General features: G+C 54.1%; 21 protein-coding genes. 9 read left to right on the top strand and 12 right to left on the bottom strand.

Translation table 11 applies throughout. The annotated features are described in order from the left end of the window. Positions 1–18 precede the first annotated feature (18 nt). From JWG43_RS06715 to dnaN, 4 genes are all read right to left on the bottom strand, one after another. Positions 19–1,026 carry an NAD(P)H-dependent glycerol-3-phosphate dehydrogenase gene (locus JWG43_RS06715; protein WP_371925162.1) on the bottom strand — a complete coding sequence of 336 codons (1,008 nt, stop codon included), beginning with the start codon at positions 1,024–1,026 and terminating at the stop codon, positions 19–21. Further along, positions 1,016–3,514: a DNA gyrase subunit A gene (gene gyrA / locus JWG43_RS06720; RefSeq protein ID WP_205242057.1), complete on the bottom strand. Its 2,499-nt coding sequence runs from the start codon at positions 3,512–3,514 to the stop codon at positions 1,016–1,018. The genes JWG43_RS06715 and gyrA overlap by 11 nt, the downstream gene beginning before the upstream one ends. A 61-nt stretch (positions 3,515–3,575) precedes the next feature. Further along, positions 3,576–5,987: a DNA topoisomerase (ATP-hydrolyzing) subunit B gene (gene gyrB, locus JWG43_RS06725; protein WP_205242058.1), complete on the bottom strand. Its 2,412-nt coding sequence runs from the start codon at positions 5,985–5,987 to the stop codon at positions 3,576–3,578. A 74-nt stretch (positions 5,988–6,061) separates the two neighbouring features. Next, positions 6,062–7,192, bottom strand: coding sequence for a DNA polymerase III subunit beta (dnaN, locus tag JWG43_RS06730; protein WP_205242059.1), 1,131 nt, complete (start codon positions 7,190–7,192; stop codon positions 6,062–6,064). A gap of 249 nt (positions 7,193–7,441) precedes the next feature. Here dnaN and JWG43_RS06735 point away from each other — a divergent pair, with 249 nt between their 5' ends. After that, the gene (locus tag JWG43_RS06735) at positions 7,442–8,560 is read left to right on the top strand and encodes a serine hydrolase domain-containing protein (RefSeq protein ID WP_205242060.1); all 1,119 of its coding nucleotides are present in this window, start codon (positions 7,442–7,444) and stop codon (positions 8,558–8,560) included. Positions 8,561–8,741: 181 nt separating this feature from the next. On the opposite strand, the gene JWG43_RS06740 is transcribed toward JWG43_RS06735, so the two are convergent. Genes JWG43_RS06740 through JWG43_RS06755 form a run of 4 tightly spaced genes read right to left on the bottom strand, consistent with a single transcriptional unit; the run spans position 8,742 to position 9,920 of the window. Next, entirely contained in the window at positions 8,742–8,915 is a 174-nt protein-coding gene (locus JWG43_RS06740; RefSeq protein WP_205242061.1) for a hypothetical protein, read from the bottom strand. A gap of 12 nt (positions 8,916–8,927) precedes the next feature. Beyond that, complete coding sequence (locus JWG43_RS06745; RefSeq protein ID WP_205242062.1) at positions 8,928–9,275, bottom strand: hypothetical protein; 348 nt, start codon at positions 9,273–9,275, stop codon at positions 8,928–8,930. 12 nt (positions 9,276–9,287) lie between these two features. Next, positions 9,288–9,620, bottom strand: a complete 333-nt coding sequence (locus tag JWG43_RS06750) for a hypothetical protein (protein ID WP_205242063.1) — start codon at positions 9,618–9,620, stop codon at positions 9,288–9,290. 42 nt (positions 9,621–9,662) lie between these two features. Further along, entirely contained in the window at positions 9,663–9,920 is a 258-nt protein-coding gene (locus JWG43_RS06755) for a sulfurtransferase TusA family protein (RefSeq protein ID WP_205242064.1), read from the bottom strand. A 472-nt stretch (positions 9,921–10,392) separates the two neighbouring features. Between JWG43_RS06755 and JWG43_RS06760 the strand changes: the two genes are divergently transcribed. From JWG43_RS06760 to cmk, 8 genes are all read left to right on the top strand, one after another. Next, positions 10,393–11,649 (top strand): YeeE/YedE thiosulfate transporter family protein, encoded by a 1,257-nt coding sequence (locus tag JWG43_RS06760; RefSeq protein WP_205242065.1) that lies wholly within the window; start codon positions 10,393–10,395, stop codon positions 11,647–11,649. Between the two features lie 135 nt (positions 11,650–11,784). Next, on the top strand, positions 11,785–12,390 hold the full coding sequence (locus JWG43_RS06765) for a 5-formyltetrahydrofolate cyclo-ligase (RefSeq protein ID WP_205242066.1): 606 nt from the start codon (positions 11,785–11,787) through the stop codon (positions 12,388–12,390). Next, complete coding sequence (locus tag JWG43_RS06770; protein ID WP_205242067.1) at positions 12,387–13,451, top strand: histone deacetylase family protein; 1,065 nt, start codon at positions 12,387–12,389, stop codon at positions 13,449–13,451. Before JWG43_RS06765 ends, JWG43_RS06770 begins: the two co-directional genes overlap by 4 nt. Before the next feature lie 202 nt (positions 13,452–13,653). Further along, a complete protein-coding gene (locus tag JWG43_RS06775) occupies positions 13,654–14,709 on the top strand; it encodes an HD domain-containing phosphohydrolase (RefSeq protein ID WP_205242068.1) in 1,056 nt (351 codons plus the stop codon). A 73-nt stretch (positions 14,710–14,782) separates the two neighbouring features. After that, a complete protein-coding gene (gatC, locus tag JWG43_RS06780) occupies positions 14,783–15,070 on the top strand; it encodes an Asp-tRNA(Asn)/Glu-tRNA(Gln) amidotransferase subunit GatC (RefSeq protein ID WP_205242069.1) in 288 nt (95 codons plus the stop codon). Positions 15,071–15,200: 130 nt separating this feature from the next. Continuing rightward, positions 15,201–16,664 (top strand): Asp-tRNA(Asn)/Glu-tRNA(Gln) amidotransferase subunit GatA, encoded by a 1,464-nt coding sequence (gene gatA, locus JWG43_RS06785; protein WP_205242070.1) that lies wholly within the window; start codon positions 15,201–15,203, stop codon positions 16,662–16,664. Positions 16,665–16,886: 222 nt separating this feature from the next. After that, positions 16,887–18,005, top strand: coding sequence for a histidinol-phosphate transaminase (hisC, locus tag JWG43_RS06790; RefSeq protein ID WP_205242071.1), 1,119 nt, complete (start codon positions 16,887–16,889; stop codon positions 18,003–18,005). Beyond that, positions 17,992–18,690: a (d)CMP kinase gene (gene cmk, locus JWG43_RS06795; protein WP_205242072.1), complete on the top strand. Its 699-nt coding sequence runs from the start codon at positions 17,992–17,994 to the stop codon at positions 18,688–18,690. The genes hisC and cmk overlap by 14 nt, the downstream gene beginning before the upstream one ends. Positions 18,691–18,900: 210 nt before the next feature. On the opposite strand, the gene JWG43_RS06800 is transcribed toward cmk, so the two are convergent. From JWG43_RS06800 to JWG43_RS06815, 4 genes are all read right to left on the bottom strand, one after another. Further along, positions 18,901–20,121 carry an FprA family A-type flavoprotein gene (locus JWG43_RS06800; protein WP_205242073.1) on the bottom strand — a complete coding sequence of 407 codons (1,221 nt, stop codon included), beginning with the start codon at positions 20,119–20,121 and terminating at the stop codon, positions 18,901–18,903. 452 nt (positions 20,122–20,573) lie between these two features. After that, complete coding sequence (gene rd / locus JWG43_RS06805) at positions 20,574–20,732, bottom strand: rubredoxin (RefSeq protein WP_205242074.1); 159 nt, start codon at positions 20,730–20,732, stop codon at positions 20,574–20,576. Between the two features lie 26 nt (positions 20,733–20,758). Continuing rightward, the gene (locus JWG43_RS06810) at positions 20,759–21,133 is read right to left on the bottom strand and encodes a desulfoferrodoxin (protein ID WP_205242075.1); all 375 of its coding nucleotides are present in this window, start codon (positions 21,131–21,133) and stop codon (positions 20,759–20,761) included. Positions 21,134–21,519: 386 nt separating this feature from the next. Continuing rightward, positions 21,520–22,113 carry a peroxiredoxin gene (locus JWG43_RS06815; protein WP_205242076.1) on the bottom strand — a complete coding sequence of 198 codons (594 nt, stop codon included), beginning with the start codon at positions 22,111–22,113 and terminating at the stop codon, positions 21,520–21,522. Between the last annotated feature and the right edge of the window lie 17 nt (positions 22,114–22,130).

Genomic DNA, 22,130 nt, shown 5'->3' on the forward strand with positions numbered 1-22,130 from the left:
GAGCAGCCCCTTCTCGACTCAGGCGTCTTCTTGTTTCAAGTCCCGTTGAAACAGGTCGTGGACCGCATCCTCGCATTTTTTGTGGCTATACAGCACCTGATAGACCTGCTCGAGAATGGGCATGTCCACCTGGAGTTTTTGGGCCAGGTGGTAACAGGACTGGGTTGTTTTCACCCCCTCCGCCACCATGGACATCTCGGCCAGGGCCTCCGGCAGGCTCAGGCCTGAGCCCAGCTTCAACCCCACGGTTCGATTACGGCTCAAGTTGCCGGTGCAGGTCAGGACCAGGTCGCCCAGACCGCCCAGGCCGGCAAAGGTCAGTGGTTGGGCGCCGAGAGCCGCTCCCAGCCGGGAGATTTCCGCCAGGCCGCGGGTGATCAGGGCCGCACGGGTGTTGAGGCCGAAATGGAGACCATCGCAGATGCCGGCGGCAATGGCGATGACGTTTTTCATGGCGCCGCTGATCTCCAGGCCGACGACATCACTGGCCGAATAGACCCGGAAATAGCTGCTGGAAAAAAGATGCTGGACGGCTTCCGCCGCCGCCAGATCGGCAAAAGCCACCGTCACCGCTGTGGGCTGTTCCGCCGCAACCTCTTCGGCGAAACTGGGGCCGCTCAGCACCCCGAACAACAGTGATTTCGCATCCCGGCTCTCCTCGCGCATGACAGCGGTCATGGTCATGCCGCCATCGAGTTCTATTCCTTTCACCGCGGAAACAAGCAGGGCCCTGTCCTCCAGCCCGGGAAACATCGCGCGGTACACCTGCCGATATCCATGGGAAGGGACCACCATGACCACGCATTGCGCCCCGGCAACAGCGGCGATCAGATCGTCGGTTATAACGAGGGGGTCCGGCAGACGATATCCGGGCAGGTATTTTTTATTTTCCCGCTCCGCGGCCAAGCGGTTAATATGAGCGCTGTCCCGGCCCCAAAGGGTGACGTCGAGCCCTTTGCGGGCCAGCAGCAGGGCCAGCGCCGTACCCCAACTGCCGGCGCCGATAACCGCGGTTTTATTGATCAGCATTTTCCTCATCACCATTGTCGGTGCCGTTGCTATCAATTTCCTCTTCCCGGGCGAGCATGGACAGACCCACGACCAGTTCGCCCTCATCCAGATTGATTAAACGAACCCCCTGGGTATTGCGACCGATGATGCGGATGGTATCCATGGGCATGCGGATAATCTTGCCGGAATTGGCAATGAGCATGACCTGATCATCATCGACCACGGGCAGCACGCCGATAACCTGGCCGTTACGTTCATTGGCCTTGATGGTGAAGACGCCTTTGCCCCCCCGGCTCTGCAGGGGGTATTCCGAAACGGCCGTGCGTTTCCCATAGCCTTTTTCCGTGACCGTGAGGATGGAGTCGTCCGGGTTGCGGATAATGGCCACGCCGACAACCTCGTCGTCTTCACCCAGGGTAATACCCTTGACACCGGCTGCCATCCGGCCCATGCCCCGGACATCGGATTCATGGAAATGGATGGACAGGCCTTTCCTGGTGACGAGAATGATTTCATCTTCACCCGAGGTGATGGCCGCGGAAAGAATTTCATCGTCATCGCGGATGGTCAAGCCGAACTTTCCTTTGCGCAGCGGTCGTTTGTATTCGGAGATAAAGGTTTTTTTCACCCGTCCCAACTTGGTGACCGTGAGAACGGAGACATTGTCGTCCATGTTGGCCAGATCCGCCACCGGAAGGATGGCGGCCACTTTTTCCTTTTCCCCCAGTTCCAACAGGTTGACAATGGCCCGGCCCCGGGCGGTCCGGCCGGCAAGGGGGAGTTCATGGACCTTACGCCAGAAGACCCGGCCCTTGTTGGTGAAGAACAAAAAGGTATCCAGGGAGGAGGCCGTATACAGGTTGGTGACAAAGTCCCCCTCCTGGGTGGCCATGCCCTTGATCCCCTTGCCGCCGCGCCGCTGCGCCCGGTACAGGGTCAGGGGATTGCGTTTGATATAGCCGGTGTGGGACACGGTCACCACCATCTCTTCGGGGGCAATCAGGTCTTCAGGGAGAATTTCGTCGACAGCGTCGATAATTTCCGTCCGACGCTGGTCGCCGTATTCTTCGCGGATGGCGGCGAATTCGTCCCGGATGATCTGCATGACCAGGCCATCGTCGCTGAGCACCTTGTTCAGCCAGGCTATTTTTTCAAGAATCTCCTGATAGTCGGCGATTATTTTATCACGTTCCAGGCCGGTGAGGCGCTGCAGGCGCATATCGAGAATGGTCTGTGCCTGGATCTCGGACAACTCGAAACGGTCGATCAACCCTTCCTTGGCTTCCGCCGGGTTGGCTGAGGCCTTGATCAGGGCAACCACTTCATCCAGGTGGGTAATGGCGATTTTCAGCCCTTCGAGGATATGGGCCCGCTCCTCGGCCTTGCGCAGTTCATAGGCTGTCCGGCGGTAGACCACGGTGCGCCGGTGGGCGATGAAGTGCTGGAGAATCTGCTTGAGATTAAGAATTTCCGGTTTGTTGTTGACGATGCAGAGGAGAATGATGCCGAAGCTTTTCTGCAGCGGGGTCGCCTTGTAAAGCTGATTGATGACCACCTCCGGAACTTCGTCCTTTCTGAGGTCCAGCACCACCCGCACCCCATGGCGGTCGGATTCGTCGCGGATTTCCATGATGGAGGCGATCCGTTTCTCCTTGATCAACAGGGCGATTTTTTCCACCAGGGAGGCTTTGTTCTGTTGATAGGGTATTTCGGTGATGATGATCGATTCGCCATGGGGGCCACGCGGTTCGATGTGGGTCTTGGAACGCATGATCACCACACCCCTTCCTGTTTCATAGGCCTCTCGGATGCCGGCCCGCCCGCAGATGAATCCGCCGGTGGGAAAATCCGGTCCGGGAATGATCTCCATCAACCGATGGACGGTGATGTCCGGATCTTCGATCAGGGCCAGGAGACCATCGATGATTTCGGTGAGATTATGGGGTGGGATCTTGGTGGCCATGCCCACGGCAATGCCTTCTGATCCGTTGATCAGGATATTGGGTATTCTGGAGGGCAGAACCGAAGGCTCCTGAAGGGAGTTGTCGTAGTTGGCGACAAAATCGACGGTTTCCTTGTCCAGATCCGCGACCAGTTCCTGGTCGAGCTTGGTCATTCTGGCCTCGGTATAGCGCATGGCCGCGGCGGAATCACCATCCATGGAACCGAAGTTGCCCTGCCCGTCGACAAGCGGGTACCGCATGGAGAAACCCTGGGCCATGCGCACCAGGGTATCGTAGGCGGCGGTGTCGCCGTGGGGATGATACTTACCGATGACGTCACCGACGATGCGGGCTGACTTGATGTATGGTCGGTTGTAGGTATTGCCCAGTTCGCGCATGGCAAACAGGGTGCGCCGGTGCACCGGTTTCAGCCCGTCGCGGACATCGGGCAGGGCCCTGCCGATGATGACCGACATGGCGTAATCCAGGTAGGATTTCCGTAGTTCTCGTTCAATGGGGATAGTGGGGTACTGGTCACTTCCCGTGGATTGTTCGGTCATGATATGTTCCTGCTTGAAGCGTGCTTAAGAGAAGGTTGCCGTACAGTGAAAAAAGAAGGGATCAGATATCCAGATCCGCAACCTCCAGGGCATGGTTTTGAATGAACTCCCTGCGTGGCTCGACTTTGTCTCCCATCAGGGTGGTGAAGGTGTCATCGGTGAGTTGAACATCGTCGATGTTGACCTGGACCAGGGATCGGTTGTCAGGGTTCATGGTGGTTTCCCACAGCTGCTCCGGATTCATCTCGCCCAGACCTTTGTAGCGTTGCAGATGACTGCCTTTGAAGGTCTCATCCCGGACCAGTTCGATCAGCCCGCGCCAGTCGGCTGCGGGAAGTTCTGCTTCCTGTCCGCTTGACGATAACTTGAGCAGGGTGAAAGAGCACGTGAGGTAGGGATGCAGGGTCTTGTACAGCTCAAGGGCATGGCGGTACTCATTGATCAAAGGAATGTTGGGGCCGATGACCGCGGCCATGGGTGATTTGCCGCTGAAGGTAACGGGAAACTCCCAGCAGGCGGGCCGCCAGTCGCAGGGACGAATCTCGCCCACCAGCGAGGCCTCTGCCATGAGCTGCTCGCGCAGGGATTCGACAAAGGCCCGGTCTTCAAACTGCAGGGCTGTCTGGACCTTGTTTGCCAGTAAAAACAGAATCAGGGCTTCTTCTATGTTGAGGCGCTCCAGGTAGGCGAGAACCTGCGAGAAATACGAGAATTTACGCAGGAAGTCGACCATGTCCTCCTGATCGAGAATCCCGCCTTGTTCGCTGCGGATGCGCATCAGGGTGCTGGCCTGGGAGTACAGGTAGGTGTTGAGGGCTTCATCGTTGAGGAAATACTGTTCTTTTTTCCCCCGGCCTAGACGATAGAGCGGTGGTTGACCGATATAGATATGCCCGTTTTCGATGAGAGGCAGCATCTGCCGGTAGAAAAAGGTCAGCAGCAGGGTCCTGATATGAGCGCCGTCCACATCGGCATCGGTCATGATGATTATTTTGTGGTAGCGGAGTTTTCCCAGATCAAACTCTTCACTGCCGATCCCGGTCCCCAGGGAGGCCACCAGCTGTTTGATTTCCTCGGATCCGAGAATTTTGTCGAACCGGGCTTTCTCCACATTCATGATCTTACCGCGCAACGGCAGAATGGCCTGAATGGCACGGTCTCGACCTTGTTTGGCTGAACCTCCGGCCGAATCACCCTCAACTATGAACAATTCACGTTCGGCCGGATTTTTACTCTGGCATTCTGCCAACTTGCCGGCCATAAGCACGGAAAGGCTGCCCTTTTTTCTCGATAAATCCCGCGCCTTGCGTGCCGCGTCCCTGGCCCGCGCCGCTTCCACCACTTTGCCGAGGATAGCACGGGCAACGGCCGGGTGCTGTTCCAGGTAGTTGGCCAACCTGTCCGCGCAAAGCGATTCGACAATGGATTTAACCTCTGAGTTGCCCAGTTTTCCTTTGGTCTGGCCTTCAAACTGGGGGTTGGGAACCCGGACGGAAATGACACAGGTGAGACCTTCCCGGACATCATCCCCCCCCATTTTTTCTCGCAGATTTTTGGGAACAATATCGTCGCCGGCGTACCTGTTGATGCATTTGGTTAAAGCGGCCCGAAACCCGGCAACATGGGTACCGCCTTCTTTGGTGTTGATATTGTTGACAAAGGAAAACAAACGCTCTGAATAACCGTCAAAATACTGAAAGCAGACATCGACCTGGACACCTTCCTTTTCTCCGGAAATGAGGATGGGGTCGGGGTGCACGCAGGTGCGTTTTCTGTTGAGATACTTGACATAGGAGGCGATGCCGCCGTCAAAATGGTAGGTGTTCTCCGCCCCGTCCCGCTCGTCCTTGAGAGAAATGGTGATATTCTTGTTGAGGAAGGCGAGTTCCCGCATCCTGTTGTTGATGGTGTCGTATTTAAACACCGTGCTTTCGGTGAAAATCCGTGCATCCGGGGTAAAGAAAATGCTTGTTCCGGTCTTGTCGCTGGTTCCTGTGTCTTCGAGATCGCTGGTGCGGACGCCATAGGCATAGGTCTGTCTGTACATACGTCCGTTTCGTTTGACCTGGGCCACGGTGCGGGTGCTGAGCGCGTTGACCACCGAGACACCCACGCCGTGCAGGCCGCCGGAAACTTTATACGTGGAGTGGTCGAATTTTCCACCGGCGTGCAAGGTGGTCATGACCAGCTCAAGGGCTGACATCTGTTCGGTGGGGTGCATGTCGACGGGAATACCCCGGCCGTTGTCTTCGACAGTGACAGAGTTGTCTTCATGGATGGTGACGCTGATCCAGTCGCAATGACCGGCCAGGGCTTCATCAATGGAGTTGTCGACAACTTCATAGATGAGGTGGTGCAGGCCTTCCTCTCCTGTATTGCCGATGTACATGGAGGGACGTTTGCGAACGGCTTCAAGGCCATCGAGGACCTGAATCTGTTGAGCGCCATAGGATGATTTATCTGTTTCGTTCATTGCATGTCTGAAGAAAAAAAGGATGGATGAGTATTATATAAACCGAGTCGCCTGTAATCGTTTACGGGCCGGCTTTAAAGCTTCATGGGCATAATGATGCTGATAAAACCTTTGTCATCGTCAGAGGTTATCATGCAGGGACTATCCTGGGAGCTGATGCTGGCGGAAATAATGTCTCCTTCCATGACCTGGAGACTTTCGATGAAATATCGACAATTAAAGCCAAGAGACAATGGTTCGCCGTTGTAGGCCACGGTAAACTCATCTTTTGCCGAGCCATAGTCTGCATTCTGCGATGTCAAAACCATGGTGTTATCATGGACATCCATTCTGATGGCATGGAAAATATCTTCAGTGAAGAGATTGATGCGTCGTAAACTCTCCAGAAAACGGTTCCTGTCAATGGTGATGACATTATCTTTGCTCAGTACGTGCATGATGCCTTGAATATCGGGAAAATCACTCTCCATCAGCCGAATGATAAGCAAAGCGTCCTGACTTTTGCAAACCGCCTGTTTTTCTTCAATTCCCAAGAAGAAGGTGTCCCTGCTGTCACAGAACTTTCTGATTTCCTGAACACCTCGCCGAGGAATCAGGGTGGTGGGGTTCAGGTGCAGATCCCGCACCGAATCCGGGACCTGTCGGCCCATGAGCGTCAAACGGTGGCCATCGGAGGAAACCATTTTCAGCAGGAGCTGTTCATTTTCTTCGACTTTCTGCAGCCGGGCGGCGGTCAAAGAGAGCATGCTTTCCTTGTCCTGGGCGATGGAAAAAATGGTTTTATCCACCAGATCGGCGATAATAGCACTGTCCACCGACACCATGGCGCTTTCATCGTAGGCTGGAAATTGGGGAAATTCATCAGCCACCATCCCCGCCAGACGGTAGAGGCTCGATCCAGCGGTAATCTCCACCCAATTATTGTCGACTTCCTGCAGCGAGATGGTCGCTGACCCCGATTCCCTGGCGACCTCATACAGCTTTTTAGCCGGCAGGGTGAGGACTCCGGTGGTCAGCACCTCCGCGGCAACGGTCTGCTTCAAGGCAATTTCCAGGTCGGTTCCGGTTATGACGATATGGTCGGATTCGACTTCGATCAGGACATTGGCTAGAATAGCTATGGTCCCTCTTTTACCGGTGATATTCTGCTGGGCGCTGACAGCGCGGAGTAATTCTTCCCTGTCGATTTTGAAATGAAACGCCATGGTACCATCCTTTAATGGAAAAATGAGAGTGGAAGCGATACATCAGCATGTCTGAAAGTCTGCTGAGCTTATGTAGGTGGATCGGTTGACTGGGTGCAGGGCCGCATCTGTATCTGTTTTGAGCAGTGTTCTACTCGTGGGAGCACGCTTTAACGATCAAGGTGTTTCGTTTAAAAAGATAACATTTAATTTTACTTCAAAGTTGAGCAAATTTCAAACAAATAATCGGTTTCGCTTGCGGTAAAAAGGATGAAAGATCAAATAAATATTATGCTCAACAGGGCCTGTGCCCAGGGGCTTGAGCAAGGCGTTTTTCCTGGAGTGTCGGCGGCAGTGAGTGTCCGGGGAAAAACAGGCTGGTCTCGCGCGCTGTTCAGTGGCGGCTGGACGAGATCCGATGGGCATCGGGAAGCGGTACGTCGGGATACTTTGTTTGATCTCGCATCGTTGACCAAACCCTTGTGTACCACTTTGTGTACCCTGTACCTCATTGACCAAGGCCAACTGACCCTGGACACTTCGTGCCGGTCGGTGCTCGATGCGGATATGCCTGGGGACAAACAGGGTATAACAATAGAGCACCTGCTGGCGCATTGTGCGGGACTGCCTGCGTATCGTCCCTATTTCCAGGCATTCCAGCCAACAGCGGCGCGGAAAAACCGCCAGTTACTTCTTGATCTGCTTTTAAGGGAACCACTGGAGCATACGCCGGGAACAACCAGGGTGTACAGTGATCTTGGCTTCATTCTGCTGGCAGCAATTATTGAACAACAAGGCGGCGTACTTCTTGAAAAAGTGTTTGAGGGGGTGGTTGCCGAACCACTGCACCTCTCTGCTGACCTCCGCTTTCTACCTCTTGAGAGTGCGGAAAGAAGGGCTGGGAGATCTGTTGCTGCTACAGAGCATTGCCCCTGGCGTCAAAAAATTATCCAGGGAGAAGTCCACGACGAACATTGCTGGTTGATGGGGGGAGTGTCCGGTCATGCCGGCCTGTTTGGGACTGCAGAGGCGGTCGTGCGGCTCTGCGAGCACATTCTTGATGCATGGCAGGGAAGGGATTCGCACCTGGGGATGGCGAATGCGCTGATGCAGCGGGCGCTGTCTTTTGAAAAACAGACCACCCTTCAGAGGCTGGGGTTTGATACGCCGACACCGGGTCGATCGAGCAGCGGAAGCTCTTTTTCTCCTCGCAGCGCCGGCCATCTCGGTTTCAGCGGGACATCATTCTGGATTGATCCCGACCAGGAGGTTATCATGGTGCTGTTGACCAACAGGACCCACCCTGCACGAACCAATGAAAAAATAAAACTATTCCGCCCGTTGTTCCACGACTGTCTCATGAAACCGATACGTGACCGGTGCAGGTAATCAATTGCGTCCTGAATCCGTGACAACTGGATTCTTGTTTAAGATATATCTTGCTGTAGCCATCTATTAATTGTAACGAAATCCCTGACAATAACTTTCACCAGCCGTCCATGATCCAGGGATAAAAAAAGCCCTGTCACATGAAATGACAGGGCAGAAAAAGAAGTCTCGGTTGAGAGACTTACCACCAGCAAACGGTTTTGTCGTTGGCGAAGATTTTCTGAACCAGCGTGTCGTAATTCGGTTGATCGCTGTACAGTTTGAACTCATCCGCAACCCGGTCACGGTTGAGTATTTCAACAAGCTTTTTCACATCATCGGTTGGTTCCGATCTGTAAACCTGCAGTATCTTCATGATATTCTCCTGTTATTCACTACACGCGCCGGGAGGTTCGTGCGATTGCTTGGGCATGCCATACGGAATGATGAAATCAGCTTCTCTCATTTTTTCTCCGAGTTCTTCCAGGGAGATATTGGTGATTTCGGTTCCTTCGGGGAGATCCGTCGGCGCATCGACGCCACAACTGAACACGGCCCCTTCCATATCGGCAATCCAGGCGATATTTTCGGCCATGTATTCGGACATGCGGGGGAACTCGCCGTTCATGATGACCGGGTACGCGTAATGATTTTCGACAGCAAGACCTAGACCGGATCGGATACCGTCAGTGTACACACGGTTGGCGACCAGGATATATACTTTTAATGATTCCATTTCCGCATCTCCTCACATGACGATGTACTTGGCGCATTGATCAAGAATGGCGCCATGGAAAGCCTGGGTCCGCATCTGCTTGTCGGTCAGGCCCCGGGGGACATCGGTGACGTTGTCATACCCTTCACAGATATAACTGTCGGCGCAGATGGCGATGTCCTCGACGGCGCAGAGTTGGCTTAATTCAGAGAATTCCGGGGATTTTGTCAGGTGAACCGATTTGTGGGTGAAGAATATCATCACCTTTTTTCCGGCACGGACAGCGGCTTTGGTCAATCCCAGAATGTGTCGCATATTTTGAGGGCAGGTGACAAATATGCCCAGTTTGTTCGGGTCGGCAGCCATTGGCTTCTTCCTCCTGTTGCAAGGATTGAGTGGGTCGAGTCCTTATCCTTTTTTGATAAAAAAGCTGATGTAGCCGGTCTCTTCTTTCTCGCCAAGGTATTCGTGGCCGGAACGCTCGCACCATCCGGGGATGTCGTTTCTGGAGCCAGGGTCGGTGCCTTGGACGTGGAGAATCTCTCCGGAGTTGATTTTGCCGATTTCTTTTTTGGTGCGGAGCAGCGGCATGGGACAGCTCAAACCTTTTGCATCAAGAACTGCGGCGGCTTCCAGGCCGTCTGGAGCTACTTTTACATCACTCATTGTGTACTCTCCTTAAAAAAATTTCTTTTGGGTAAAAGGCCATTAAATCGTATGAAAATAATTCGGGATAGTTTTATAGTTAAAAATTGTTGATGTCAAGGCAGAAACAGAAGGAACAACGGCTGGACAGGAGACTTTTCGTAACTTTTGTTGAAGGGCACAGGCCAAAAAAACGAGCGTTTACATGATGTTGTCGGTTGAGGCCGTTGCGTGTATTGACAAAAGCGAATGGCAAAGGTATTTTCACGGGATTGCAGAGACCGCAATACCTGGAGATATCCTGTTTTATTCAGGGATTTTCTCCAGAGCACTTTTTCAAATCCCTTTGCTTCATCACCCATATCCAGGTGGGATACGGAAAAACCTTCCCCTGTCCCGATGGTTCTGAGCTGAGAAACAAAGAAGATTGTATCGTAGGTTTTGGAGTTCTTTGGCTGTTTTACTTTTTTTCAAGGGGACAGGAGGCTGTCGTATGGAAGATCTCAAGATACTTTGGCAAAAAATTAAAGACCTCTACAGAGCATTTTGTCAGGATGAATGGAATCCGATTCTGACCGGTATCGTGGTTGCCATTCTTACGATCCTGATCATGGCCTGGTGGCGGCCCTGGGGGGCTGTCGGGGCTGTGCGCAACTGGGGTGACTGGATGCTGTATGGTGTTGGGCTGTATGGTCCTGACCGGTTCGTTGACAATTTCGGCGATCCGATTCTGACCCAGTCGATTCTGTTCAACACCGGATCAGTCATCGGCATCGGCCTCATCGTCGGTGCGTTTATTTCCGCCTGTCTCGGTGGTCAATTCGCCTTGCGCTTCCCCCCGATCCGGGAATATGTCAAGGCGATGATTGCCGGTGTGCTCATGGGCGTCGGTGCGGCCCTGGCCGCGGGCTGTAACGTCGGCGGTATTTACAGCGCCATCGGTAATCTGGCTGCCAACGGTTTTGCCATGTTCATCGGTATTATCCCCGGTGTACTCCTTGGCCTGTGGCTTCTGTATAAAGAAATGGAGCATGTGTCCTGGGGCAGCGGCGGGTCGTATACACTCGAGATTCCCTACGTGGTTCAGGGCATCCTGGGGCTTGCCGGGCTGATCGGCATCATATGGCTTGCCAATTCCTATGTCAATTTCTCCGGCGACAGTTGGTACATGGATCATATCACGTCTCTTTCCGGCATTATTTTACTGGCAACCGGGATCGGCTATGCCATGCAGCGTGGTCGCTGGTGCATGGTGCAGGGTTTTCGCGAGCCGCATATGACCGGTGACTGCAAAATGGCTAAATCGGTGGCTATTTCCATCGCCATTGTCGCCGTAGGCGCTGTTGTCCTCAAATACAGCGTAGAAGCCCGCCTTTTAGGAGAACCTGTTCTCAACCCAATGCATTATGTTCGCGGCACCTTTGGCTGGGGCGGGGTTGTCGGCGGTTTTATTTTCGGTCTCGGTGCCATGCTGGCCGGTGGCTGTGGCTCCGGTACCCTGTGGCGTGTCGGTGAGGGGCAGATTAAACTGTGGCTGGTTGTCCCTTTCTTCGCTCTTTCCAACTCCCTGATGATCGCCTGGTTCTCTCATTATCAGTTTGAGCAGAAAGGATATCTCGGCAGGTATGTCTATCTTCCCGATGTCATGGGGTATGGGTACACCCTGGCTCTGATTCTCGGTTTCTGCCTGGTCTGGACTCTGATTGTTAGCTGGAACGAGGACAGCAATAAACTGCTGCTGCCGATGTAAGCGGATTTGCCATGGCCATGAACGGGCGGCATCCCTATAGGGGGGCCGCCCGTTTTTTTGTTTGTACATTTCACCGGTTGCAGGTAAACGAGTTGATCATTTATTCAGGTTCAATCTCAACCAGGGAAGGGGTGCATGACCGATCACCGATGCATGGATCGTCAAGAATTGCGAACCAGATTTCTCACCCGCCGCAACGTTCTTTCCCGGGAACAGCGCGATACCATGAGTGCGCGGATTGCCGAATTGGTGACCGGCTTGCCGATTTTCCGGGAAAAAAACCATTTTTTTCTGTATTGCAGCTACCAGAGTGAAGTGGACACCATGGGGTTGCTGCAGCGATGCCTGCAAGCAGGAAAAATCGTCAGCGTCCCTCTGACTGTTCCCGGCCATTCCCGCATGCTGGCCGTGACCGTTTCCGATCCCGGCACTGATCTGGCCCTGGGGTATAAAGGTATTCTCGAACCGATGCACCACAGGGCAAAGGACCATGTTGCGGCCCTGAGCGACATTGACGTTGCCTTTGTTCCCGGTATTGTTTTTGACCGGTGCGGCCATCGTCTCGGGTATGGCAGAGGGTATTATGACCGTTTTCTGGCAGCCTCGCCACAGGCCGTGCGCATCGGGCTGGCTTTTGCCTTGCAGCTGACAGAATATATCCCTGCGCAATCCCATGATATTCCCATGGATATAGTGATCACCGAGCAAGAAGTTCTTATGGTGAGCCAGGCAGAACAATGAGAAAAACGGCTGTCTATAAAAATGACCTTTTTCTGGCCCATGATACCGGCCGGGAACATATCGAGTCCGCGGCGAGACTGCAGGCCGTGTATCAGGAACTGGAAAGGGACGAAATTGCCGCCAAGCTTATCTATCCATCCTGGAAAAAGTCCGCGGCATCCACGGTGCAGTTGATTCACAGCCGGGAACATGTGCAGGCGATTGCCGCCACGGCAAACCTTCCCGCCACTTTCCTCGATGCTGATACCAGGGCGTCCGCCGACTCCTACCAGGCGGCACTGCTTGCCGTCGGTGCCGTGGTCGACGGCCTGACCCGTCTGCACCGAGGTGAAATCGACAATGGCTTCTGTCTGGTACGCCCGCCGGGGCACCATGCCGAGCGCCATCGGGCCATGGGCTTCTGCCTGTTCAACAATATTGCGGTCGGTGCGCGCTGGGCGATTAGGAAACTGGGTGCGAAACGGATCATGATCATCGATTGGGACCTGCACCACGGAAACGGCACCCAGCACAGTTTTTATCAGCAGGATACGGTGCTGTACTGTTCACTCCATCAGTATCCTCTCTATCCCGGGACCGGCGCCTTGCCTGAATCAGGCCAGGGAAGAGGGGGCGGGTTTACGGTCAACATTCCCCTGGCAGCCGGTCGTGATGACGAGGAATATGCCCGGATTATCAACGAACTGGTTATCCCTCTGGCCCGGGCCTATCGACCGGAGTATATTCTCGTCTCCTGTGGGTTTGATATCATGGCCGGTGATCCGACCGGGACAATGCGGGTGTCCCCTGCGGGAATAGCCTATATGACCAGGGCTCTGGTGGATCTGGCAGCTGAACTGTGCGGAGGAAGACTGCTGTATACTCTGGAAGGCGGGTATGATCGAGACAACATGCTGGCCGGAATCCTCGCGGTCTTGAGCGAATTATACGGGGCCCCGCTGGCTGATGATCATCCTCTGTCTCTGTCCAGGGAAGAGTATGATTGTTTCCACACCTCCAGGAAAGAATCAGCCGCTCTCGACCAGGCCTTGTCGTGGATTCAAAACTGGTGGCAAATTTGAGAAAGGATATCTGGTTGCAGCCTGCCAGGTGTTTTCAGGCCACAAAAGAGGGGAACGGCTGCCGATGCGCAATGATTTTCTTGGTATGCCCAGCAAAATATGAGAAACTAAGATTGATAGATTGAAAACAGACCTTCTGTTTTTGATGGGCGATCAATTGTATGAACAGATCCTGCCTTTTCCCTGCTGAGCATGAGGTAAAATGAGTTCGCGAATTCTTGTCGCAGACGATGACTCCCTGGTGCGTCTGACAATCCAGAAAATTCTCAATATGTTTAACCACGATGTGGTCGCTGTCGAGTCTGGTCGGCAGGTCCTGGAGCAGATATCGGATGCATTCGATGTTATTGTCCTGGACATCAATATGCCGGATATGGATGGGTTTGAAACCCTGGAGTGTCTCAACAAAAAGCGGATCGATACTCCGGTCCTGTTCCTCACCGGGGCCGGTTCCATGGAATACGCGGTCAAAGCCATCCATTTGGGGGCCTACGATTTTCTCACCAAGCCCATAAACGACATCGAACTGTTTCATGTCAAGGTCAAGCAGGCTGCCGAGAAAAAGCAGTTTCTCCGTCAGGAAAAGGAATATAAAGAGAAACTGGAAAGTGAGGTTCAGCTGAAAACCAGAGAACTGGCTGAAAAAAACATCCTCCTGGAGGAGTACAGCAATAACCTTGAGAACGCCACCGTGCAGATCATGTCCAGCCTGCAGGCGGCCATGGAAGAGAAGGACGGCTATACCGCCGGCCATACCCGCCGGGTGACGGAATATGCCTTGCAACTGGGGCAGGCAGCCGGACTCGATATCGATGATATTGTGGTTTTGCGTCGGGCCTCGCAGTTTCATGATATCGGCAAATTGGTTATCGACCTTTCCTGTATTCAGAAACCGGGTGCCCTGACCCCGGAGGAGTGGGCCTTGATCAAGAAGCATCCGGAGGTCGGGGCCAGCATCATTGAACCGCTCACCTTTATGCAACGGGAACGCGATATCATCCGCCACCATCATGAAAAAATCGATGGCTCCGGGTATCCGGATGGTATCGGTGGTAAGGAACTGGATCCGCTCACCAAGATCATCACCATAGCCGACAGCTATGATGCCATGACCTCGCGCCGTAATTATCGTCGCAATCTTTCTACCCCGGAGGCAGTGGGTGAGTTACGTCGCTGCAGTGGCTCACAGTTTGATCCGGAACTGGTTGAACTCTTTGCAGGGGTTGTTCTTTCCGTCCGTTCACTGTATAAACACTAGCCTCTACATGGGCACCAGCTGTTTTGCAGAGGGCAGACAGCTCCATCACCACGGTTTTTATCTTTTTTGACTCATGAAAATCACCCGACAAGAAGTACTGCATGTGGCCGGACTGGCTCGGCTTGAGCTTTCCGAGGACGAAGTGGATCGCATGACCGGCCAACTGGATGCGATTCTTACTTATGTCGCCAAGCTGGATGAGTTGGAGACCACCGATGTGGCGGTCACCACCCATACCCAGGAAGTGGTCAACGCCTTTCGGGAGGATGTTGTCCGTCCATCCCTTACCCGGCAGGAAGCGCTCGCTAACGCGCCGGAACAGAATGGCGAAGCGTTTGTCGTTCCCCGGGTTATCGGTTGACAGGAGTCGTGCAGCCTTAAGGCGGGGCAGGTGAATCAGTTTGCCCATGATCGTCCCGGCTTGCATCATGAACAGGTGGGGTGCCGTGGACATGGTACCCTGAACTATCTTCGTACCCTATGTTGTCATCATGAATTATTACGCACTCACCATGCATGAAGCCTTACGGCGACTCGATGCAGGGGAAACAACATCGGTTGCTCTGACCGAAGCGATTCTTACCCGGATCGATGCCGTGGAACCCTCTGTTCGGGCCTTCGTCAACCTGGATCGGGAGGGGGCTTTGCGCCGGGCGGAACAGGCGGATGTGGAACGGAAAACAGGGGCGGCGGGTCCGCTTTGCGGAATCCCGCTGGCCGTCAAGGACATTTTCTGCACCACCACGATGCCGACCACCTGCGGCTCCAGAATGCTGGAGACCTTCATCGCTCCCTATGATGCCACGGTTATCTCAAAACTCCACCAGGCCGGGGCGGTGTTGCTGGGGAAGCTGGTCATGGATGAATTCGCCATGGGATCAACCTGTGAGCATTGTGCCTTTGGGGTGGTCCATAACCCCTGGAAAGCAGGGTATATTGCCGGTGGCTCCAGCGGGGGATCCGCGGCAGCTGTGGCTGCAGACGAGTGTTATGCCTCGCTGGGTTCGGATACCGGCGGGTCGATACGGCAGCCTGCCTCCCTCTGCGGTACCGTAGGCATGAAGCCGACCTATGGGCGCGTCTCGCGTTACGGCCTGGTGGCCTTTGCCTCATCACTGGATCAGGTGGGCCCCCTGACCAAGGATGTACGCGACTGCGCGCTGATGATGAACAGTATCAGCGGTCACGACCCTCTTGATTCCACCTCAATCGACCGAACCGTTCCCGATTACACCCAGGCTCTTGTCAACGGACTGTCCGGGTTGCGCATCGGCTTGCCCCGGGAATATTTCGGCGCGGGGTTGGATCCGGAAGTCGATGCGGTCGTCCGCCAGGGTATTGCCATGCTCCAGGACGCCGGGGCAACAATTGTCGAGGTCAGTCTGCCGCATACCGAATACTGTGTGGCCGCCTATTATCTGATCGCACCGGCCGAGGCCAGCTCCAACCTGGCCCGGTTTGACGGGGTTCGGTATGGGTACCGGGACCGCTCAGCCGCGTCATTGATCGATATGTATAAACAAACCCGTTCGCAGGGGTTCGGTGAAGAGGTCAAACGGCGTATCCTCATCGGGACCTATGCCCTGTCCGCCGGCTATTACGACGCTTATTACAAGAAAGCTTCCCAGGTGCGTACCCTGATCAAGCAGGATTACGCCAGGGCCTTTGCCGACTGTGACCTGCTGGCCTCGCCGGTCACCCCGACCCCAGCCTGGCAGATCGGTGCGAAAAGCAACGATCCTCTGGCTGTGTATCTCTCTGACATTCTCACCCTTTCCGCCAATCTTGCCGGGGTTCCCGGTCTCTCGGTGCCCTGCGGTTTCAACCACCAGGGCCTACCCATTGGAATGCAGCTGCAGGCCCCGCATTTTGGTGAAGAGCTTCTGTTGCATGTCGGGTACAATCTTGAGCAACGGGTCGACGTTGCAGGAAAAAAACCGGTGATAGCCTCCTGAATTCGTGAGCATTCGTCCGTGCGTCAGCTTCGTTGTTCGTGACCGTTCGATTAATGGACACTTTATCGGAAGGTTACGGACAAAGAAGATGGCGTGCGGACGGATGCCCCGAAGGGCGGCTGGTGAAAGTTATTGTCAATGGTTTAGCTGCAATTATAACATGATTAAAGCAAGATATATTCAAAGCAAGCGACCAGCCGTCACGGATACAGGAGCCTGATTATGCGGATTTTAGTTCCTCCCCACATCACAGCCATTGTTCCGTACCCACCCGGCAAACCCATGGATGAGCTCGAACGGGAATACGGTATCAGTAACGCCATCAAACTGGCCTCAAACGAAAACCCCTGGGGGCCTTCTCCCCGCGCCGTCCGTGCCATCGAAGAGATGCTGTGCAACCTTCATCGCTACCCTGATGGTTCAAGTTACTACCTGACCGAGGCCCTGGCACATTGGACCGGAGCACGACCGGAGGAGATTGTCCTTGGCAACGGATCCAATGAAGTCATCGAGTTTCTGGTCAAAACCTTTGTCAGCAATGGGGATCAGGTCATTACCAGTCATCCCTCCTTTCTCATGTACCAGAAATTCGTGCAGGTGCGTGGTGGGGAAAATGTGGTAATCCCTCTCCGGGACATGGCCCATGATCTGGAGGCAATCCGTGCCGCGGTCAATGATCGGACCCGTTTGATCTTCATCGACAATCCCAACAATCCCACCGGCACCCTCATTGCCAGGGAGGCTTTTCATCGTTTTCTGACTGGATTGCCCCAGTCCGTTGTTGTCGTCCTGGACGAAGCCTATGTGGATTATGTCAACCCGGCTGAGCGTATCGATATCCTTGATTATCTCCGTCATGCCGATACCCTGCCGGCAGTGGTTGCGCTGCGGACCTTTTCCAAGGCCTTTGGCCTGGCCGGTTTACGGGTGGGCTTCGGGTTGATGCACCGGGACATCGCTTCGCTGCTCCACCGTGTTCGCCAGCCGTTCAATATCAACCTGCCCGCCCAGGCCGGTGCTCTAGCGGCCCTGGAAGACAGCGAGCATTATGAACATACCCTGCGGGCGACCGAGGAACAGCGACGCTGGCTGCAGCAAGCGGTGACGGAACTTGGCTGCGAACCCTATCCCTCCCACACCAATTTTTTCCTCATCGATGTCCATGGCGATGCTGCCCGTCTCTACGAGGCCATGCTTTATAAAGGTGTGATTGTCCGGGCGATGCAGGCCTATGGATATCCCCGGTTTCTTCGAGTGACCGTGGGCACGGATGCAGAAAACCATCGTTTCGTGGCGGCACTGAAGGATTGTCTGCAGGAACTCGGCTATGGACGATCATAAGCGGATCGTGACCATTGACGGGCCTTCCGGCGGCGGGAAATCCACGGTTTCTCGGGCCCTGGCTCAGGCTCTCGACTTTACCTACCTGGACACCGGTGCCATGTATCGGGCTGTGGCCTTTGCCTGCCGGGAAAAGGGTGTGGGGCTCGAGGATAGTACTCGATTGACTTTTCTTCTCGAATCCATCCATCTTGAACTCCTGCCGCCGGCGACCGGGGATGATGATGTCCGAGTTCTTCTCGATGGCAGGGAAGTGGGTCAGATCCTGCGGACCGCTGAGATGGGGCTGCTGGCCTCGCGGTTCTCGGCCCATCCGACGGTCCGGCTGGTTCTGACCAGATTGCAGCAGCGGATCGGCGCCGGTGGACGGATCGTTGCCGAGGGACGGGATACCGGCACCGTGGTTTTTCCGGAGGCAGCGTGGAAATTTTATCTTGATGCCAGCCCGGAGGTGCGGGCGAGGCGAAGGGCAATGCAATTGCGGAATAAGGGGGAGGTGGTGGACGAGCAACGGCTCCTTGAGCAGATCGTCAAAAGGGATAAAGAGGATCGGGAGCGGACCATCGCTCCTTTACGGATGGCGCCGGGGGCATTGTACATCGATTCTTCCCACTTGCCTGCACAAAAGGTTATCCGCATGATGTACGAACGGGTGGCAACCATATCCTGTGGCAGTGGAAAATGAAGAGGATTGGCCGCGGTGGCTGACTTCACCCTATGCCTGCGGTTCAATTCGCCGGCGCGCTTTTATTGAAAGCAACATATCTCGCTTCTGAACAAACACTTGCCAAGCACATCCTTGTGGTGGAAATGTGCAGGCTGCCGGGCTCCAGCGAGCCTGGAGTGGCAGCCTGATCGTCCGCGCAAAGAGTAAAGGCACGTCCAGCGGTGTTCATCACAAGGCAGGCTCAACCTTTTCCCCAGCCATGAAGGCGTGCAGTGCTTTTGCCACTGTTCGGCCTAGTTCGACACATTCGTGCAATTGGGGATGCTCGGGAACATACTGCACCCGGACCCCCTGATGACACAGGGTAATGTTCATCTCCTTGAGCGTTTCATTCATCATTTTTACTGCCTCGCCTGACCATCCATACGACCCGAAGGCCGCCCCGATCTTGTTGGTGGGGCGCAGGCCGCGCATGTACATGAGAAAATCGGCCATCCGTGGCAACATGCCATTATTAAGGGTCGAGGAGCCAAGGATGAGGGCGCTGGATTCGAGCACGTCGGTCATGACGTCGCTGCGATGATTAACCTGGAGGTCAAGCATCTTGTACTCAACTCCCTCTTCGTGCAATCCTTCAGCCACCGCCTTGGCCATCATCCTGGTCGATTCCCACATGGTATCATAAATGATCAGCGCTTTGCCGTTGCCCTGGTGAGCGCTCCAGCGAGCATAAGCCTCGATGATCTTGCCCGGATTGCTTCGCCAGATCACACCGTGATCCGGGGCCAGCATTTTGATGGGCAACTGCATTTCCTCAACCTTGGCCAGCAGTTTGGTTACCAGGGGTGAATAGAGGGTGAGAATATTGGCGTAATATTTGGTTGCCTCATGCATGAGGACATCCTGGTTCACTTCGTCGTCGAAGCGTTCACTGGTCGCCAGGTGTTCGCCAAAGGCATCGCTTGTGAACAGGATTTCGTCTTCCTTGAGGTACGTGAACATGGAGTCCGGCCAATGCAGCATCCTGGTCTCAAGAAAATGCAGAGTTCGTGCGCCCAGGTTGATTTCTTCACCCGATGCAACGACATGGTAGGGCCAATCGGGGCGATGGAAGTGCTGCAGCAGGGTTTTATGGCCCATTTTTGAGCAGATCACTTTTTCCGGCTTGATGGCTTCAATCACTTCCGGCAGGCAGCCGGAATGATCCATTTCAACATGGTTGACCACCAGGTAATCGATTTTAGCAGGGTCAATAATGTTGTGGATCCGGTGCATCAACTCGCTTTTATACGGCTTTTTTACCGTATCAATGAGCGTGACCTTTTCGTCGAGGATGAGAAAGGCATTGTAGGTTGTGCCGCGATTGGTTGAATATCCGTGGAAATCACGGGTCAGCCAATCAACGGCTCCAACCCAGTAGACGTTGTCCGTCAGTTTGATTTTTTTCATGGAACAGATCCTCCGTACAGGGTGCTGAGTAGAGACAAGTCAGTGCCCACCCAGAGAAACAGTTTTATGCCCCTGACACTTTGTCGCGCTGGCATATGGACTCTTCGCAATAGAACTTCCATGCCTACGGCTTACGGCTCTATTCGCCAGCGCGACTTGATGCAGAACAGAATATCTCGTTTCTGGATGGATAAAAAGTTAGAGCGCGGTTACTCCCGGTTGGGACCGGAGAAATCCTCTCCATTCTGGTTTGAGGCCTGAACACAAAGATATTGCCCTCCCGGAAGAGTCTCCTCTTCGGGCTGCATCAACAAAGGTTCATTCGCCGACCCGAGCAGCAGGGTTGGATGTTTTGCTCCGCTGATTCCGGCTGGATCCGGTTCGAGCCTCAACCCTGCTTCTCCGATCTTCTTTGCAAACAACCCCCTCCCGGTGATGGAGGGAGTGTTGGGTCACGCTTCTTCGAATTCGTCCTTACCGGCACCGCAGACCGGACAGGTCCAGTCGTCGGGGATATCAGCAAAAGGGGTTCCCGGTGCCACACCGTTGTCCGGATCACCTGTCTCGGGGTCGTATTCGTAGCCACAGACCAAGCATACATATTTTTTCATGGGAATATCCTTATTCAGTTTATGAATCAGGCCTTCCACAGGCCGTGGAGATTACAGTATTCACGGGCGGAAACCTGATCCGCCTTGACACAGAAAGTCGCCTCGGGTGCCTCGCCCGGTTTGAGATTCTGGCGATAGACCTTGCCATCGGCAATCAGTTCGATCCACTCGATCCAATGCTTGTCCTCCATGGGATGGGGTACCGAGCCGACAGTAACCTTGTAGCCGTCGGCTTCCTTGGTGATAACCGGAACATGTTTTTCTTTTGCGGCATCAACGGTATTTTCGGTCATCAGCGCCATGGCCTGACCACAGCAGACCAGTTCTCCAGCCCCGACATGCAGGACTTCCACGATATTTCCGCAGACAGAGCATTTGTACACTTCATTTTGTTTTGTCATGGTTCTTTCTCCTTGTTGGTTGAAAGGTTTGCTTCATCAGAAATTACTCAGTATCCTGGATCCGTGAGCGGATGCCCCGAAGGGCGGCTGGTGAAAAATATTGCCAAGGGTTCCGCTGCAATTATAATATGCTTACAGCAAGATATACCTAAAACAAGATGCACCGTCACAGATGCAAGATTTAACTCGTCTGCACGAATAACTGCAGATCAATTGAATAAGATAGTACCTCTTCCGCGAAAAAGCCAATAAACTTCCTTATGCTTCACTGATCATCACCCTGCAGTGATTGCAGGTTCATGTTCCTCATATCCGGTGCTCGAGAACCTGGCCGGAAGGCGAATCCTGAGAGCAGTGGTCCGGCTTGCGCCAACCGTTCGGGCTATTCACTGTCCGTGTCTGGTCAAATAGTCGGCCACCCCATCAGCAGTCGGCGTCATGGCCTCCTGACCATCTGACCAATTGGCCGGGCAGACATCGCCATGCTGCTCGTGGAATTGGAGCGCGTCCACCATGCGCAGAGCTTCGTCAATATTGCGGCCCAGAGGAAGGTCATTGATGACGGCATGACGGATCACTCCTTCCTTATCAATGAGAAAGGTGCCGCGCAGAGCAATGCCGGCATCAAGAAGAACCCCGTACCGGCGGGAGATGCTTTTGTCGAGATCGGCAACCAGGGGATAGCGGATATTGCCGATCCCACCTTGATTGACTGGGGTATTTTTCCAGGCCCAGTGTGAAAACTGGGAATCAATGGACACGCCAATTATTTCACAATTCTTGGCTTTAAAAGAATCCAGGGCTTTGTCAAAGGCAAGTATCTCCGATGGGCAGACAAAGGTGAAGTCCAGCGGATAGAAAAAGAGAATCACATATTTGCCTCGATAATCGGAAAGAGTGAAATCAGGCTTCATGGAATTGTCCGCCATAACAGCTGTGGCGGTAAAATCTGGGGCTTGTCTGGTCACTAGGGTTGTCATCGTTGTTGCTCCTGATG

Origin of the sequence: Desulfobulbus alkaliphilus (assembly GCF_016918545.1) — a bacterium.
Taxonomy (GTDB): Bacteria; Desulfobacterota; Desulfobulbia; order Desulfobulbales; family Desulfobulbaceae; genus Desulfobulbus; species Desulfobulbus alkaliphilus.

Coding starts and splice junctions, on each gene's coding strand:
- gyrA (WP_205242057.1), bottom strand. CDS start 3,514: ATGACCGAACAATCCACGGGAAGTGACCAGTACCCCACTATCCCCATT.
- gyrB (WP_205242058.1), bottom strand. CDS start 5,987: ATGAACGAAACAGATAAATCATCCTATGGCGCTCAACAGATTCAGGTC.
- dnaN (WP_205242059.1), bottom strand. CDS start 7,192: ATGGCGTTTCATTTCAAAATCGACAGGGAAGAATTACTCCGCGCTGTC.
- JWG43_RS06735 (WP_205242060.1), top strand. CDS start 7,442: ATGAAAGATCAAATAAATATTATGCTCAACAGGGCCTGTGCCCAGGGG.
- JWG43_RS06740 (WP_205242061.1), bottom strand. CDS start 8,915: ATGAAGATACTGCAGGTTTACAGATCGGAACCAACCGATGATGTGAAA.
- JWG43_RS06745 (WP_205242062.1), bottom strand. CDS start 9,275: ATGGAATCATTAAAAGTATATATCCTGGTCGCCAACCGTGTGTACACT.
- JWG43_RS06750 (WP_205242063.1), bottom strand. CDS start 9,620: ATGGCTGCCGACCCGAACAAACTGGGCATATTTGTCACCTGCCCTCAA.
- JWG43_RS06755 (WP_205242064.1), bottom strand. CDS start 9,920: ATGAGTGATGTAAAAGTAGCTCCAGACGGCCTGGAAGCCGCCGCAGTT.
- JWG43_RS06760 (WP_205242065.1), top strand. CDS start 10,393: ATGGAAGATCTCAAGATACTTTGGCAAAAAATTAAAGACCTCTACAGA.
- JWG43_RS06765 (WP_205242066.1), top strand. CDS start 11,785: ATGACCGATCACCGATGCATGGATCGTCAAGAATTGCGAACCAGATTT.
- JWG43_RS06770 (WP_205242067.1), top strand. CDS start 12,387: ATGAGAAAAACGGCTGTCTATAAAAATGACCTTTTTCTGGCCCATGAT.
- JWG43_RS06775 (WP_205242068.1), top strand. CDS start 13,654: ATGAGTTCGCGAATTCTTGTCGCAGACGATGACTCCCTGGTGCGTCTG.
- gatC (WP_205242069.1), top strand. CDS start 14,783: ATGAAAATCACCCGACAAGAAGTACTGCATGTGGCCGGACTGGCTCGG.
- gatA (WP_205242070.1), top strand. CDS start 15,201: ATGAATTATTACGCACTCACCATGCATGAAGCCTTACGGCGACTCGAT.
- hisC (WP_205242071.1), top strand. CDS start 16,887: ATGCGGATTTTAGTTCCTCCCCACATCACAGCCATTGTTCCGTACCCA.
- cmk (WP_205242072.1), top strand. CDS start 17,992: ATGGACGATCATAAGCGGATCGTGACCATTGACGGGCCTTCCGGCGGC.
- JWG43_RS06800 (WP_205242073.1), bottom strand. CDS start 20,121: ATGAAAAAAATCAAACTGACGGACAACGTCTACTGGGTTGGAGCCGTT.
- rd (WP_205242074.1), bottom strand. CDS start 20,732: ATGAAAAAATATGTATGCTTGGTCTGTGGCTACGAATACGACCCCGAG.
- JWG43_RS06810 (WP_205242075.1), bottom strand. CDS start 21,133: ATGACAAAACAAAATGAAGTGTACAAATGCTCTGTCTGCGGAAATATC.
- JWG43_RS06815 (WP_205242076.1), bottom strand. CDS start 22,113: ATGACAACCCTAGTGACCAGACAAGCCCCAGATTTTACCGCCACAGCT.